General features: G+C 59.1%; 13 protein-coding genes. 2 read left to right on the top strand and 11 right to left on the bottom strand.

Annotated elements, in window-relative coordinates:
* Positions 1 to 128: 128 nt before the first annotated feature.
* Positions 129 to 2597, top strand: coding sequence for a glycerol-3-phosphate 1-O-acyltransferase PlsB (gene plsB / locus KEHDKFFH_RS11510; RefSeq protein ID WP_104322062.1), 2469 nt, complete (start codon positions 129 to 131; stop codon positions 2595 to 2597).
* A gap of 6 nt (positions 2598 to 2603) precedes the next feature.
* Here the strand turns inward: plsB and KEHDKFFH_RS11515 are convergent, their stop codons facing one another.
* The 6 genes from KEHDKFFH_RS11515 to ppc form a co-directional block, all read right to left on the bottom strand.
* Positions 2604 to 3440, bottom strand: a complete 837-nt coding sequence (locus tag KEHDKFFH_RS11515) for a class I SAM-dependent methyltransferase (protein ID WP_104322063.1) — start codon at positions 3438 to 3440, stop codon at positions 2604 to 2606.
* The gene (locus KEHDKFFH_RS11520) at positions 3440 to 3802 is read right to left on the bottom strand and encodes a UDP pyrophosphate phosphatase (protein ID WP_104322064.1); all 363 of its coding nucleotides are present in this window, start codon (positions 3800 to 3802) and stop codon (positions 3440 to 3442) included. Before KEHDKFFH_RS11520 ends, KEHDKFFH_RS11515 begins: the two co-directional genes overlap by 1 nt.
* A 134-nt stretch (positions 3803 to 3936) precedes the next feature.
* The gene (gene tsaB, locus KEHDKFFH_RS11525; RefSeq protein ID WP_104322065.1) at positions 3937 to 4632 is read right to left on the bottom strand and encodes a tRNA (adenosine(37)-N6)-threonylcarbamoyltransferase complex dimerization subunit type 1 TsaB; all 696 of its coding nucleotides are present in this window, start codon (positions 4630 to 4632) and stop codon (positions 3937 to 3939) included.
* Positions 4633 to 4666: 34 nt separating this feature from the next.
* Positions 4667 to 5320: an adenylate kinase gene (gene adk / locus KEHDKFFH_RS11530; protein ID WP_008176153.1), complete on the bottom strand. Its 654-nt coding sequence runs from the start codon at positions 5318 to 5320 to the stop codon at positions 4667 to 4669.
* Between the two features lie 201 nt (positions 5321 to 5521).
* A complete protein-coding gene (locus tag KEHDKFFH_RS11535; RefSeq protein WP_104322066.1) occupies positions 5522 to 6892 on the bottom strand; it encodes an HDOD domain-containing protein in 1371 nt (456 codons plus the stop codon).
* Positions 6893 to 7003: 111 nt separating this feature from the next.
* A complete protein-coding gene (gene ppc / locus KEHDKFFH_RS11540) occupies positions 7004 to 9649 on the bottom strand; it encodes a phosphoenolpyruvate carboxylase (RefSeq protein ID WP_104322067.1) in 2646 nt (881 codons plus the stop codon).
* A gap of 104 nt (positions 9650 to 9753) precedes the next feature.
* Between ppc and KEHDKFFH_RS11545 the strand changes: the two genes are divergently transcribed.
* Positions 9754 to 9987 (top strand): hypothetical protein, encoded by a 234-nt coding sequence (locus KEHDKFFH_RS11545; protein WP_104322068.1) that lies wholly within the window; start codon positions 9754 to 9756, stop codon positions 9985 to 9987.
* Between the two features lie 31 nt (positions 9988 to 10018).
* Here the strand turns inward: KEHDKFFH_RS11545 and KEHDKFFH_RS11550 are convergent, their stop codons facing one another.
* The 5 genes from KEHDKFFH_RS11550 to cysM all read right to left on the bottom strand — a co-directional run bounded on the left by KEHDKFFH_RS11550 (position 10019) and on the right by cysM (position 15918).
* A complete protein-coding gene (locus KEHDKFFH_RS11550) occupies positions 10019 to 10363 on the bottom strand; it encodes a hypothetical protein (RefSeq protein ID WP_008176163.1) in 345 nt (114 codons plus the stop codon).
* 136 nt (positions 10364 to 10499) lie between these two features.
* Entirely contained in the window at positions 10500 to 11357 is an 858-nt protein-coding gene (gene mazG, locus KEHDKFFH_RS11555; RefSeq protein ID WP_104322069.1) for a nucleoside triphosphate pyrophosphohydrolase, read from the bottom strand.
* Entirely contained in the window at positions 11354 to 13591 is a 2238-nt protein-coding gene (gene relA, locus KEHDKFFH_RS11560) for a GTP diphosphokinase (RefSeq protein ID WP_104322134.1), read from the bottom strand. Before relA ends, mazG begins: the two co-directional genes overlap by 4 nt.
* Positions 13592 to 13648: 57 nt before the next feature.
* Positions 13649 to 14998: a 23S rRNA (uracil(1939)-C(5))-methyltransferase RlmD gene (gene rlmD, locus KEHDKFFH_RS11565; protein ID WP_104322070.1), complete on the bottom strand. Its 1350-nt coding sequence runs from the start codon at positions 14996 to 14998 to the stop codon at positions 13649 to 13651.
* Positions 14999 to 15024: 26 nt separating this feature from the next.
* Positions 15025 to 15918 (bottom strand): cysteine synthase CysM, encoded by an 894-nt coding sequence (cysM, locus tag KEHDKFFH_RS11570; RefSeq protein ID WP_104322071.1) that lies wholly within the window; start codon positions 15916 to 15918, stop codon positions 15025 to 15027.
* Between the last annotated feature and the right edge of the window lie 74 nt (positions 15919 to 15992).

Raw genomic sequence — 15992 nt, forward strand, 5'->3', positions numbered from 1 at the left:
CCGGGTGATTAATAGATCAGTCCGAAATGTACCACATTGCTGCACCGGCCAAGAATGAAAGCTCGACTTTCCGCCCTGTACTCAACCAAGTAAACTTGGCACCTGTTTCTTCAACGGAGTTGCACTTTATGCGTCTTTACCAGGGCATTCGCAGCCTGATCCTGACCCTTTTCCGCAAGATACTGTTCATCTGGGTCCGGACTGATGTCAGCGGCAACAGCGTTGACGCCCTCGCCCTGGATCCCGAAAAACCAGTTTGCTACGTGCTGCAATACAGCTCTCTCTCGAGTCGCCTGGTTCTCGAGCAGGAAGTCATCCGGGCAGGCCTGCCGGGCGCCACTGAAGCCCTGCCGGTGAAGAACGGACCGTCCCACTCCTTCTTTTTTCTGTACCGCCGGATTGGCGGTTTTTTCAGAGGGCGCCAGGCGCCTGCGCCCACAAATGAATTTCAGGCCCTGGTTCGCTACGGACTCGAACATCCAGACCAGGATGTCCAGATTGTTCCTGTGTCCCTTTTCTGGGGCCGCTCTCCGGACAAGGAAAAATCCCTGGTCAAACTGCTGCTATCCGACACCTGGTCCATTGCCGGTCGGCTTCAGAAGTTCCTGATCATCATGGTTCACGGCCGCAATACCTACGTACAGTTCAACCAGCCGCTGTCACTGAAGCAGGTCATCGATGAATACCGGCACAGTGAGGAGCGCGCCAACCGCAAACTGGCGAGAATTCTGAGAACCCACTTCCGCCGCGTTCGCCAGGCTGTTCTGGGGCCCGACCTCTCTCATCGCCGCACCCTGGTGGCAGGCCTGGTGCGCACCCAGGCAGTCAAGGAGGCTATTCGGGAGACCGCGGCAAAAGACGACATCCCCCCGGAGAAGGTTCGTGCCAAGGCCTACAAGTACGCAGACGAAATTGCCGCCAGCATGTCCATCGTTACCATCCGGTTCCTGGAAGTGGTGCTGTCATGGCTGTGGAACCGGATCTACAAAGGTATTGCCGTTAACAATATCCGGGTGGTGAAAGAAGTGGCCCAGGACAACGCGGTGGTCTATGTGCCCTGCCACCGGTCACACATTGATTACCTGCTGTTGTCCTATGTGCTCTACAAGAACGGCCTGATGCCACCGCATATTGCCGCTGGCATCAATCTCAATATGCCGGTTGTCGGGCCGATCCTGCGCCGGGGCGGGGCATTCTTCATGCGCCGCAGCTTCAAGGACAACCCCCTGTATGCCACGGTTTTCAATGAATACATGCACGTGATGTTCTCCCGGGGCTACTCCGTCGAGTACTTTGTGGAAGGTGGTCGCAGCCGCACGGGCCGGATGCTGCAGCCGCGGCCGGGCATGCTGGCAATGACCGTTCGCAGCTTCCTCCGCGACCACCGCAAACCCATTGTGTTTGTGCCCGTTTACATCGGCTATGAAAAAGTCATGGAGGGTCGCTCCTATCTGGGCGAACTTCGTGGCAAGAAAAAAGAGAAAGAGAGCGTATTAGGCCTGGCGAAAACCGTTCGCAAACTAAGCAACTCCTTTGGTCGCGTCGCGGTGAACTTTGGCGAAGCCATTCACCTGTCAGAGGTTCTCGATGATGTTCACAGCAGCTGGCGGGATGAGGCCTACGACACTGAATATCGTCCACGTTGGCTTAACAGCGCGGTGTCGGAGCTATCGTTCCGGGTGGCATCCAACATCAACGCCTCGGTTGCCGTTAACCCGATCGGCATGACCGCTACGGTTCTGCTGGGCACCGACCGACTGGCGATGGATGAGGGCCAGTTAATCCGCCTGATGGATCAATACGCCGGGCTGCTCAGGGCTTTCCCCTATGCGGAAACGGTAACCCTGCCAGAGGGCTCCGGCAAGGACTGGATCGCCTACTGTGAAGACATGGGCCTGGTTAGCCGCCAGCCTCAGAAACTCGGCGACATCATTGCTCTGGAAGGCAGTAATGCCATCCTGATGACCTACTACAGGAATAACATCCAGCATCTGTTCGCACTGCCCTCATTGATTGCCAGCCTGTTTGAAAACAAGGATTCACTGGGGCGAGACAAGATCGTGTTCCTCGCCAGCGTAGCCTACCCGTATCTTCAGTCCGAGCTGTTCCTGAAATACCAGCCGGATGAAGCCAAAAACGTGATCAATCAGTGGATTGATATTCTTATTGAACAGGGCCTGCTGAAGCCGCTGGATGATGACCGGATCGGTCGACCAGAAGAGGGTACCGAGGCGATGCTAAGGCTGAGGGTTCTGTCCCGCTTTATCATCCAGACCGTCGAGCGCTACCACATTGCCCTGGGCATTCTGCGCAAATACGGCTCAGGAAAGATCAGTGCCGCCGAACTGGAAGAGCAGAGTGCGCTGCTGGCCGAACGCATGTCCATCCTGTTCGGTCTCAACGCACCGGAGTTCTTTGACAAGAGTCTGTTCCGGAACTTCATTGCCAATATGCAGAACAATGGGGTTATCACCACCGACGATAATGGCCTGCTGTGCTACGGGGAAGGGCTGGATGAGGTGGCAGACGATGCCCGCCTGGTGCTGAGTGTCGAGAAGCGACAGGCGATCCAGCAGGTCACCATGATGGGCGCCTGACCGCGCTCACTGGGATGGCAGCGCCCTGATGGAGTAAACATCATAACGGCTGCTTTTGCCTTCAATACGAGTGGTCGGCTCGGGCCCCTCAATCGCCGGGGACTTTCGGGGCCGCTTGACCACAACCCGGTAACGGGCACGCTCAAGAGCGCCTGCCAGCAACTGCCCGGAATCCTCGTCGTCCCCCACGATGGTTCGAAAAACCTGCATTTCCTTTTTCACCAGTGCTGACTTGTCCCTATGGGGGAACATCGGGTCCAGGTAGACAATATCAGCGGCCTCGGCATCAGCTTGCGCCAACCAGTCAATACTGCTGCCTTCCAGCAATCGCATGCGCTCGACAATGGCTGCACAATCAACGTTCAGGGCGGCCCGCGCCAAGCCATCAGCCAACAGCGCATGGATAACAGGATTGCGCTCAAAGAGTGTGACCCGGCAACCGAGGCTGGCCAGAACGAAGGCATCCTGGCCCAGCCCTGCGGTCGCATCAACCACATGCAGCGTCGCACGGGTTTTCTGCAGGCCGACCGCCTTGGCCACCAACTGACCGGCACCACCGCCATGTTCGCGACGGTACCCCATCTTGCCGGTAACAAATTCCGCACGCACCGGTCCGGGTGCGCCCTTGCCGGTCACCTGCAGGCCAAGGCCCTGCTCATCAAGGAATAGTAGAACCGGAAAATCCCGGACATCTTTTGGTCGCACGACACCGAGATTATTCAGGCCGAGAGACTCAGCGAGAGCCTCGGCCTGGAATCGGTCTCCCAGTGCGCTGCGGGCAACGGCGACGGTGTTCTGGCAAAGGGCAGAAACGGCAGACGATTCGGAAGAGGAGTCAGGCATCAGACCAGAATGTCGATTCCGGCCAGGCTACCATCGCCGCCAGTTTCCTGACCGGCGGCGGCTACAGAGGCAAATGTCGACAGAGCCCTGGCGGCTGGCAGGGAAACCTCGTCAGCACGGAATCGCTCCAGTCGGACATCTTCGGAGGCACGACGGGCCTCAACACGCCGCTCGAGGCTTTCAGTAGCATTGCGGTCGCTGACAAAGCCCTGACGGCCGTCAGCGAGGTCACGACGGGCGGCATCGGGTGCTTTTTCAGGCGTCGACGCAGGCGCTCGGGCCGCATCGCTGCGCTCCCTGGCCGGACTGTTGTTGCCGGTCTGGAAATTGAAATTGTTACCCGGATTAATACCGCCAATCATGTTCAGATACCGCTGGCCGGATGACAGGAAAACGTGAACTGGAAGTATGGAAGATTATCGCCTGGAAGAAAAGACGACTGATCACTTTCTACCCAACACGACCTACCCGGATTAAACCAGGCCGTCCATTGCGACTATCGGCCAGGCAGCTTTTTCCAGGCCACTTCATCCCTGATATACACCGGCTGGGCCTGCTCCGCCGGCACCGCCCTTCCCTGCTCGTAGGCGATCACTGCCAGGCGCGCAACCCAGGCTGCACGGAGCACCAGGGTTTCGTCGACGGTCTCTACACTCCCGGATACCTCCTCGGGCATGGCGGAGCGGTACTGCCAGCCCGGACCTGCTCCGAACCAGCGTTCAGCGCCCGCGGGCAGCGTCACCGCCTCCGGCGGACAGACCTGTTCCGGCGCCAGCGCCACCGGAAGCCCTGACCGGGCGGCGAAACAGCCCCAATATACCTCTCCCATACGGGCGTCGAATGCCACCGCAATGCCGGTGTCCTCAGGGACCTCCAGGGCATCAATGGCCCCCAGAGCAACCGCCTCCAGTGACGACACGGGCACCACCGGGATATCGAGCCCCCAGGCAAGGCCCTGCACGACACCGGTGGCGATTCTCACCCCGGTGAAAGAGCCAGGGCCGCAGGCAAATGCCAGGGCGTCCAGCTCTGCCGGGGCCAGGTCTTTCTCAGCCAGCAGCTCCTGCACCATTGGCATCAGCAGCCGGGTGTGGCCTCTGGGGGCAAGCTCGAAGCGTTCGGAGATCTCGCCATCAACAAGAAGGGCTGCCGAGCAGCCCTCTGATGACGTATCCAGTGCCAACAGTTTCACAGGTGTGAAAACCTCAGGTCAGGATGCCAATGACTTACTTGAGTTCAGACAGAATCTGGTCGCGAATGCTGTCCAGGCTGCCAACGCCCTCCACACGGACGTATTTGGGTGCCGCGGCGGGCTCTTTCGATGCCCAGTCCTGGTAATAGCCGACCAGCGGAGCGGTCTGGTCGTGGTAGATCTTCAGACGCTTGCGAACCGTCTCTTCCTTGTCGTCCTCACGCTGAACCAGCGGCTCGCCGGTTTGGTCATCCTTGCCCTCTACTTTGGGCGGATCGTATTTCACGTGATAGATACGACCGCTGCCTTCATGCACCCGGCGACCGGACAGACGACTGACAATTTCCTCGTCGTCCACGGCAATTTCAACCACGTAGTCGATGGCAATCCCCTGGTCTTTCAAGGCCTCGGCCTGGGGGATGGTCCGCGGGAAGCCGTCCAGCAGGAAACCGTTCTTGCAATCCGGCTGCTGGATGCGCTCTTCGATCAGCGCGATGATGATGTCGTCAGACACCAGTCCGCCAGTTGCCATGACTTCCTTGACCTGCTTGCCCAGCTCGGACTCGGCTTTTACCGCCGCCCGCAGCATGTCACCAGTGGAAATCTGGGGAATATCAAACCGTTCAGTAATGAACTGGGCCTGGGTTCCCTTGCCTGCGCCCGGTGCGCCTAACATGATGATTCGCATAACGCTGTGCTCCCGTTTTAGTCTTTATCATTTGAAAAGCTGTGGCAAAAACCTGTGCCTTTGCGACAGCCTCTCCTGCACGGAACAGGTGTCAGCCGGAAACGGCGAAGGCGCATTATACGAAGTCAGCCACGTCAGAGAAAGTCGACCTCCGTATCATGCACCGGAAGTGCGCATTTCCCAGCGAATAACGACAGATTGTCAGGATGACAGGGAGCTGGCCAGTACGTCCAGATCCGGAGCCACGCGATCAAGCTCTGCATTCAGGTCTTCCAGAACCTCCGGTCGCAGTCCCAGGCCTTCGAGCAAAGCCGGCACGTCGTCGGGGTTGAACTCATCGCCAATACCCCGATCCTTCAGCAGGGCATTGGCCAGCTGAACCATCAGGACATAGTTCTCATGCTCGCCGTGGTAACCGGACTGCTGATGAACACCGGCCGCCTTGACCACCGGGTCCGGCAGTTGCCACAACCGGTGCAGTATCCCGCCAATGGCGCCATGGCCCACCGACAGGATTTCCTGGCCATTGCCCTGCCCGAACACCTGCTGCTCGAGAGAGTGCATGCTGGCCTCAGGATTGCTTTCGCGAAGCTCATTGAGTTCATCGAATTCTGCCGGGAAAAGATGCCCGACCAGCAACAGGCCGAAGTTATGCAACAGCCCGCACAGATAACCCAGACCTTTCTCGGCACCGCATCGGGGCGCAATGATCTGGCACAGGAACGCGCAATACAGCGAGTGGCGCCAGAAATTATCCATTCCCAGAATCCCCTGGCGGGGCACTTCAAAAGCGCGAACGGAGGCAATACCCAGGGCGATGTGGGCCACACGGTCGAACCCCAGCACACGAGTGACCGCTTCCTGTACCGAATTGATCTGGCCCGGGTAATTGAACAGTGCAGACCGGGCATAGCGCATAATCTGCGCGGTCAGGCTCGGATCAAATTCGATCAGCTCGGCGAGCTCCCGGGCAGTGGCGTCGGTATTGGCGGTCAACCGCAGAATGCGCAGGGCAAGGGCCGGCATTGGTGGCAGACGGTAGAGTTTCTGAAGTTTGTCGGCCACTTCCTCGAGCGTGAGCGCCTCTCGGTTGCCATTGCCCGGCCCCCGGATAACCAGGTGCCCTTCCCTGGCACCTGCCAGCGCCAACCGGAGCGATCGACCATCCATTTTTATCAGCGAATGATCAGTACCGCTGGAGAACACGGCCTGATCCGCCTGAATCACATCCTCATCAACGATCACGGGCAGTTCGTAAGCCTGCCCGATCGGCGGCGTGAAGCCGGGATCGCAATCCCCGAACAGGCGCATGGTCTGACGAGCGGTCAGCGGCTGCAGGCGCCGACCAGTCAACTGGTGGACGGCATCCGGGTCCAGGGAACTGTCAAACTTGTGCACAGCCATCACGACGCCGGTAATGTCGATCAGCAAGGTGGCCTGAATAAAGGCGTCCTGCGACAGGCCCGAGGCCATAACCGCCGCATCCAGGCTGGCCACCTGATCTATAGGCAATTCCTGATAGCTGATGCCCTTGCGGGCGAGAAAACGTTCCAATCGTGCAGCCAGAGCCACAGCTTACTCCCTTTGTTCTTCGTCAGTGGCCAGGCTACCCGGCCTTTTCCCGGCACTCTTTACGGCGCTCTTTTCGGCACTACGTCCAGGCCATATCATTAGCGTACGTGATCAACCGGTGTTGCGCATGCCCGCAGCGATGCCCGCCATGGTGACTTTCAGAGCTCGCTCCACCAGCTCCGGCACCTCGCCCTTGCCCTCACTTTGCCGATCCCGCCGCAGCAGTTCGGCCTGCAGGTAATGCAGTGGATCCGTGTAGGGATTGCGGACCCGCATAGAGTGCGCGAACACGGGCTCCGCCTCAAGCAAATCGGTTTGCTCCTTGAGTTCCAGAAGCCGCTCAATACATCCCACGAGTCGGGTCCTGAGGCTCTCCCCAAGGGCTTTTAACCGGTCATCGTCCAACAAGGTCTGCTCATAATAGCTGGCGATGCGCAGATCCGCCTTGGCCAGCACCATTTCCAGCATATCCACGTAGGTGCGGAAGAACGGCCAGCCCTGCATCATCTCCCTCAATACCGGAAGCCGGTTATCCTTGGCCGCTTCTTCGAGCGCGACGTCACTACCGAGCCAGCTAGGCAGCATCAGCCGCATCTGGGTCCAGGCGAAAATCCAGGGTATGGCCCGCAGGCTTTCCACGCCCCCGGTGGCCTTTCGCCGAGCCGGCCTGCTACCAAGCGCCAGTTTACCGAGGGCCTGCTCGGGCGTGACTTGGCGGAAATAGGGCACGAAATCCGGATTCTCCCGAACCACATCCCGGTAGGCTTTCAGGGACCGCTCGGTGAGCCAGTCCATGGTTTCCCGCCAGCTGTCCTCCGGTTTGGGGGGCGGGGCCAGTGTGGCTTCTATAACCGCGGTGGTGTAGAGCGTCAGGCTCTGAACTGCCAGCCGGGGCAAACCGAACTTGAACCGGATCATTTCCCCCTGCTCGGTGATTCGGAAGCTGCCGTTTACCGAGCCCGGTGGCTGGGACAGAATCGCCCGGTTGGCAGGTCCACCACCGCGGCCAACGGTACCACCCCGACCGTGGAACAGGGTCAGATGGACACCATACTGGTGGGCCACATGGGTAAGCTTTTCCTGCGCCTGGTACTGGGCCCAGGCCGCCATCAACTGGCCGGCATCCTTGGAGGAATCGGAATAGCCGATCATGACTTCCTGCCGGCCCTGGCAATATTCCCGGTACCATTCGACCTCGTACAGTTGAGACATGCTGTCCGGCGCGCCACGCAGGTCATCCAGGGTTTCAAAAAGCGGGACGACCCGCATTGGAAACTTCATCCCGGATTCCCGCAGCAGCAGAATCACACTCAACACATCAGAAGGCTTGCTGGCCATGGAAATCACATAGGACCCCAGGGCCTCCGGGGTTTGTTGCGCCACCACTTCGCAGGTCGCCAGCACCTCGGCAACGGATTCAGAGGGCTCCCAATTGCGGGGGACCAGCGGACGTCGGCCCTGAAGCTCCTGCACCAGAAATGCCTGACGCTCCTGCTCTGACCAGGACAGATAATCCCCCAAGCCGAGATAATCGACCATCTCGGCCACGGCCTCCGCATGACGGCTCGCCTCCTGGCGAATGTCCAGCCGGATCAGCGGAAGGCCAAAGGTGTGTGCACGCCGGATGGTGTCCAGCAGCGGGCCGTTGGCTATATCCTCCAGACCACACTCAACCAGCGACCGATAGCAGAGCTCCAGGGGGCCGGTGAAATCCTCGTTTTCAAACAGAATACCGCTGGCATCGGCAGTCTCGCCATTGACGCTCGCCTCGGCCCAGTCCCGGGTTTTGATCAGCCGTTCGCGGAGTTCGGCGAGCACATGACGATAGGGTTCCCGGGAATCACCGGCGACTGCCTTGAGTTCGTCGCTTGCCTGCCACATGGACAGCTCCGCCCGCAGCGCCTGAATATCGCGAAGATAGAGATCCGCTGCCATCCAGCGGCCGAGAAGGAAGACCCGACGGGTAACCTTGTGGGTAACATTCGGATTGCCATCGCGATCACCGCCCATCCAGGACGCAATCCGGATGGGTGATGCGTGTAATGGAAGGCCCTTCCCCGTCGCATCCTCCAGCGAGGTGTCCAGGCTCCTCAGGAACTGGGGCAACGCCTGCCACAGACTGTTCTCGATCACCGCAAAGCCCCACTTGGCCTCATCCACTGCGGTTGGTCGCTCATGACGAATCTCGTCGGTGTGCCAGGCTTCCGTCACCAGATGGGACAGGCGGTTGACGATTTCTTCCCGTTCGGCGGGCATCAGGTCGTCGTGGTCGAGCCGTGCCAGGCAATCCGACATTTCGTCGTATTTCATTATCAGGGTGCGACGGGCTACTTCAGTGGGGTGCGCCGTCAGTACGAACTCGATGCGTAAATCGGCAACCCGCTTGTGCAACTCCTCCGGCGTGACATCGCCGTTCTTCAGCCGCTCAAACACCTCACCCAGCGATTCAACCATGAGATCGGACTGATGGCCCCGCTTGCGACGGATGCCATGGTACTGCTCGGCCAGGTTGGCCAGGTTCAGAAACTGGTTGAAAGCCCGGGTTACCGGAAGCAGCTCGTCATCGCTCAGCTTGCCCAGGAGGTTCACCAGCCGCTGGCCGGAACCGCTTTCCTGGCGACGGTCAGCCTTGGCGGCCGCCCGGATTTCCTCGATCAGCTCATAGCAATCCTGTCCGGGATACCGCCGTATGCTCTGGCCCAGCAGTTCGCCCAGCATTCGTACGTTTTCTCGGAGTTCGGGATGTAGCTCAGTCACATTGGCGTCCTTTTGAATTGACGGAGGCGAAGTAAACTTACGATACTAAGGAACAGTCGAGAAAGTCTATTGGCGATTCAAGCCTGTAGCTGCAAGGAGTCATCATGAAGGTCACTGATTTGCCCAAACACTGGGAACAGAAAAAAGAGTCTGTGGAACGCACCCACGATTACAACCTGCGTCTGCCGTTGGAAGATGCTGCTCGCGTGGCTGCACTGGCAGAGCTTTACCCGGACCGCAGTGAGAGCGATATTCTGAACGATATGATTGGCGCGGCCCTGGACGATCTGGTTCGCCAGAGCCCGCTGAAGGACAAGCTGGAAGGGAAGGATAAGTAAGTAACGACGGGCAGCGTTCGCTGCCCTTTAGTCAGGCTACTGATTCCAACTGACGAGCCTTGAGGCGCTGGATGTGCTTCTGGCTCAGGCTGACGAACTTTGGCGTCAGACCCTGATCTTCGTAGATCTCGAAACCATCCTCGTCATACGCCACCACCTTTGTACCCTGAACGTAAGGAAAGCTGGTTTCCATTTCGTCCAGTGCTGCAGAAATCAGATCCCGCATCAGATCCTGAGGTGACTTCATCGGATAAAGCGCTGCGAGCTTTTCGAGGCGCTTGTGATGCTGGTCAGACAACGCCATGAAGTAGGCGTCTCGGGTAAGCCGACCACGCGCATGCTTGTCCCAGTAGTTGACCAGATCTTTGATTTTCATGGTGCCTTCACTCCTGCATCTTATTGATGGCGCACGGCGCACGAAAACTGTGCGTCCGTTTCCGGAAGTGTAGACGAAGCCGTCGGTCTGGGGGCGAGAAAATTGGTAACGGATTGTACTTACCGATCCGTCCTGTTCAGTCCCCGTTTTCTCCCCGCTCCACGCCTTTAACCGCCTGCCAGACGGCGTCCAGCGCCTCCAGTGATTCTTCGTCCATGTCGCGGCCCTCGCGTTCAAGTACACGTTCGATCGCCCGGAAGCGGGCATCGAATTTGTGGTTGGTTCGATTGAGGGCCTGCTCAGGGTTAACCTTCATGAACCGTGCCAGGTTCACGCAGACGAAAAGAAGATCGCCCAGCTCATCCTCAACGGCATCCGGATCGCCCGCGCCCGTGTGCGCCGCTTCCCAGGCTTCCTTGAGCTCGTCGATTTCCTCATGGAGTTTGTCGAAGACGGGGCCGATATCAGGCCAGTCAAAGCCGTGGCGGGCCGCCCGTTTCTGGAGCTTTTCGGCCCGAGCCATGGCTGGCAGGGTACGGGCGATGCCATCAAGCCGGCTCACCGATGCGCCGGCTTCCGGTGCAGGCTTCAGCGCCCGCTCCTCGGCCTTGATGCGCTCCCAGCTTTCCTTGATCCAGGCCTCATCCGGCCGGTTATCCGGATCGATTCGACTTTCCAGGGTCCCTTCCGGAAAAACGTGGGGATGTCGGCGCACCAGTTTGCGCACCAGATGATCGACCACACCATCAAAATCGAAATGGCCATCTTCGCGACCAAGCTGGGTATAGAAGATTACCTGAAACAGCAGGTCTCCCAGCTCGTCTTTCAGATGCGGGTAATCCTCACGCTCGATGGCATCGGCAACTTCGTAAGCTTCCTCCAGCGTGTGCGGCACGATGGTCTTGTAGGATTGCCTGGTATCCCAGGGACAGCCCGTCTCCGGGTCCCGGAGACGGGCCATCAGGGTTTTCAGATCCTCGATGGTATAGCTCATCCGCGTTTACGCCTTACATCAATGATATTGGGCAGGTTGCGAATCTGCGCCAGCAACCTCGCCAGCTGCTCCAGGCTGGAAATCTCGACCGTCACGGTCATGGTGGCCGTGTTCTCGTCCTTGTTGCTCAGGGTATTGAGCGACAGTACATCACTCTTGGAGGCCGACAGGACCTGGGTGATGTCCCGCAGCAGCCCGGACCGGTCATAGGCCTCAATCTCGATATCAACCGGATAGACCGCTGCCGGCCGGCCACCCCAACTCACCTCAATGATCCGGTTGGGCTCGAACTCACGCAGGTTCAGGAACGTCAGGCAGTCCTGACGATGCACCGTAACGCCCCGGCCGACCGTAATGTAGCCACCAATCGCGTCACCCGGCAGGGGTTTGCAGCATTTCGCCACCTGGGTCTTGAGCTTGCCAACGCCCAGGATCTGGATATCCGATTCGGTATCGTAGGGCTTGCGGCGCTGAGTGCTGAGCTTCAGATCCAGCTGTTCGGACTTGGGCTCCAGCATCTGCTGGGCCACATTGGCGACATGAGTGGGGCGAAGGTCGCCGGCACCCGTGGCGGCAAACATGTCCTCGGCACTTTGATAATTGACCTTCTTCGCGAGCTCACCGAGATCCACGTCGTACAGGGACAGACGCTTGAACTCGTCTTCGAGGATTGCACGGCCATCAACGATATTGCGGCCACGATCCTGCTGTTTGAACCAGTGTGTCACCTTGGCCCGGGCCCGGGATGTCTGGATGTAACCCAGACTCGGGTTCAGCCAGTCGCGGCTGGGGGCCGGATTATTGGAGGTCAGGATGAACACCTGGTCGCCGGTTTTCAGCGGATAGGTCAGCGGGACAATCCGGCTGTTCACCCTGGCGCCACGGCAGGCATGACCAATCTCGGTATGCACCCGATAGGCAAAGTCCACCGGCGTTGCCCCCTGGGGCAGATCCACAACATGGCCCTCGGGCGTGAAGACATACACCCGGTCTGAAGCCACATCGGATTTCAGATGGTCGGCCAGCCCGGACAGATCGCCCAGTTCTTCCTGCCACTCCAGCACCTGGCGCAGCCAGTTGATCTTGGCGTCGTAGCCTGTGGACTTGTTGCCCTTGTCCATACCCTTGTACAACCAATGGGCACAGACACCCAGCTCCGCCTCCTCATGCATCTTGTGGGTGCGAATCTGAACTTCCATAACCTTGCCCTCCGGCCCGATCACCGCCGTATGCAGAGACTGGTAACCGTTTTCCTTCGGGTTGGCTATGTAGTCATCGAATTCGTTGGGAATGTGGCGCCATAATGTGTGGACAATGCCGAGGGCGGCGTAACAGTCGCGCACTTCCGGTACCAAAATACGCACGGCGCGGACATCGTAGACCTGGGAGAAATCGATACCCTTGCGCCGCATTTTCCGCCAGATGCTGTAGATGTGCTTGGCGCGGCCAGACAGTTCGCCTTCAATGCCATAGGCTTTCAGTTCGGTCTGCAAGGTCTCCAGCACCCGCTTGATGTAGCTGTCGCGGGCGAGCCGCTTTTCATCAAGCAGCTTGGCGATCTTTTTGTACGCAGACTCATGGAGGTAGCGGAAAGACAGATCCTCCAACTCCCACTTGATGTGGCCGATGCCAAGCCGATGGGCCAGTGGCGCATAAATGTCGAACACTTCCCGTGCCACACGCATACGCTTTTCTTCCGGGGCATCCTTGACCGCCCGGATGGCGCAGGTCCGCTCGGCCAGTTTGATCAGGGCAACCCGGACGTCGTCAATCATGGTGACAAGCATCTTGCGGACATTGTCCAACTGGCCTTCACTCTGCCCCAGAACGTTGCCTTTCAGCGGGTGATGGATGGACGAAATAGCCGCCATCTGCTGCACACCGTTGATCAGGCCTGCCACCTCGTCGCCAAACTCCTTGCGGATCATCTCGAGGGGAACACGCTCTTCACGTACTGCGCGGTAAAGAATCGCCGCCACCAGGCTGGCCTGATCCAGGTGCAGCTCCGCCAGCACCTGGGCCATCTCAATGCCGATCCGGAAGCTGCTGGAACCAGGGGCCCATTGCCGGTCCTGCCGGAACGCCTGGAGATCGATCTCCGCCGCTTTTTCGCAGGCCTGCCGGAACTGATCCGGGTCTTCCAGGTGGGTCTGCGAGGCTATCTGGTGAACCCAGCCCTCGATATCCACCTGGCCATCGCCAGTCATTGCGTAGTCTTCGCGAACTTTTACCATATCAGTCTTGTTATTCCTGATGGTTTCCGCAGCCATCCCTGACTGCCCACAACATCGTCAGCCGGAATCCCGCTCGAATAGCGCGATGGATTCCACGTGGGTGGTGTGGGGGAACATGTCCATCACACCCGCGCGCACCAGGCGATAGCCGTTGCGCACCATAACGCCCGCATCCCGCGCAAGGGTAGCCGGGTTACAGGAGACATAGACTATCTTCCGCGCACCGAAGGCAGTGAGGTATTTGCAGATTTCCTCGGCACCGGAGCGAGGCGGATCAATCAGGATCTTGTCGAACCCTTCCTTCGCCCAACTCTGGCCGGTGAAGTCTCCGTGCAGATCGGCACCTTGGAAATCGACATTGTCCAGACCATTCAGTTCCGCATTTTCCCGGCCCCGCACGACCATGGTCTCGTCGCCTTCCACGCCAACTACCTGTCCTCCCATCCGGGCCAGGGGCAGCGTAAAGTTCCCCAGACCGCAGAAGAGATCCAGGACACGCTCACCCGGCTGGACATCCAGCCATTCCACGGCCCTGTGTACCATCGCGCGGTTAATGCCTGCATTGACCTGGGTAAAGTCCATGGGATGAAATTTCATGGTCAGGTCGAATTCTTCCAGCCTGTAGCTCAGCCGTTCATCATCCCGGCCAGAGGATTCGGGCCATATCCGATGCACCGTGTCGGGGCCTTTTGGTTGCAGGTAGATATGCAAATCGTGGGCCTGACCAAAGGCGATGAGATTTTCCCGATCACCGGCCGAGAGATCATCCATGTTCCGGAACACCATCACTGCCACATCATCGCCACAGGCAACCTCCACCTGGGCGATTCGGCTGTATGCGTCCAGGTCGTGCAGCATGTTGCGCAGGGGCAGGATGCGGTCGCCAATGCGGGGATCCAGCACCACGCAACGATCTATGTCGGTCAGGAAACTGTTGCGCTTCTCCCGGAACCCCACCAGAACGGACTCCCTGGCCTTGACGTAACGAACCCCGAGGCGGGCCTTGCGGCGATAGCCGAGGCTGTCTTCCGAGCGCAGCGGCTCAATCCACTGTTCGGGCTCAATGCCCCCGAAATGGGCAAAATGCTCCCGCAGGGTATTTTCCTTGAACTCGATCTGGGCATCGCCACTCATATGCTGGAGGCTACAGCCACCGCACAGATCGGCAAACTCGCAGGGTGGCGTCTGGCGATCCGGCGCAGCTTCGAGAACCTCTTCGGTGCGCAACTCGTCGAACTTGCTTCGGCTGGACACCACTTTCGCCATCACCGTTTCACCCGGCAGGGCTCCATCCACAAACTGGGTTTTGCCGTCCTGACGGGCGATACCCCGGCCGTCGTGGCTCAGGGTCTCAATCTCACAGCGCACGGGCTCTTTCGGAAGAACCTTCCTGCGTCGTCTGCTCATACTCGGGTCTCTTGGTAAAGTCGTATTCAGGCGCCGGGGAACACACCGGTGGAAAGATAGCGGTCGCCGCGGTCACAGATAATGGCCACGATGATGGCATTTTCAACCTGCTGCGAGAGCTTGAGCGCGGCCGCGATCGAACCGCCGGAGGAGACGCCACAAAAAATGCCTTCCTCAGACGCCAGGGCCCGCATGGTGTTTTCAGCCTCTTCCTGGCTAATGTCCAGTACCTCGTCCACCCGTGCGGCATCGTAGATTTTCGGCAGGTAGGCTTCCGGCCAGCGCCGAATCCCGGGGATCGAAGCGCCTTCTTTTGGCTGCAGCCCGATGATGCGGATATCCGGGTTGCGCTCCTTGAGGTAACGGGACACGCCCATGATGGTGCCGGTGGTGCCCATGGAGCTGACAAAATGGGTGACACGCCCGCCGGTCTGTTCCCAGATTTCGGGACCGGTCGTGCGGTAGTGCGCCAGGGGGTTGTCCTGGTTACTGAACTGGTCCAGCACCCTGCCCTTGCCCTCCGCCTGCATCTTCAGGGCCAGGTCACGGGCAGTCTCCATACCCTCTTCCCTGGTGACCGTGACAATTTCCGCACCATAGGCGCGCATGGATGCCCGACGCTCCTCGCTCATGTTCGCAGGCATGATCAGCACCATGCGGTAACCCTTGATCGCAGCCGCCATGGCCAGGGCAATGCCGGTGTTGCCACTGGTCGCCTCGATCAGAGTGTCGCCCGGTTTTATGTCGCCCCGACGCTCCGCCTCCTGGATCATGCTGATAGCCGGGCGGTCTTTGACCGAGCCGGCAGGGTTGTTTCCCTCCAGCTTGGCCAGAATCACGTTACTCGTCTCACCCGGGAGACGCTGCAGGCGAACCAGAGGGGTGTGCCCGACATAATCTTCGATGGTGGGAAAATGCATATGATAACCCTGTGGTACACTTTTGGCTTCGCATGATACGCGTTATCGCCCCGGTCTCCCAATACAGCTTCTCG

The organism is Marinobacter maroccanus, from assembly GCF_002933275.1.
Classification (GTDB): Bacteria; Pseudomonadota; Gammaproteobacteria; order Pseudomonadales; family Oleiphilaceae; genus Marinobacter; species Marinobacter maroccanus.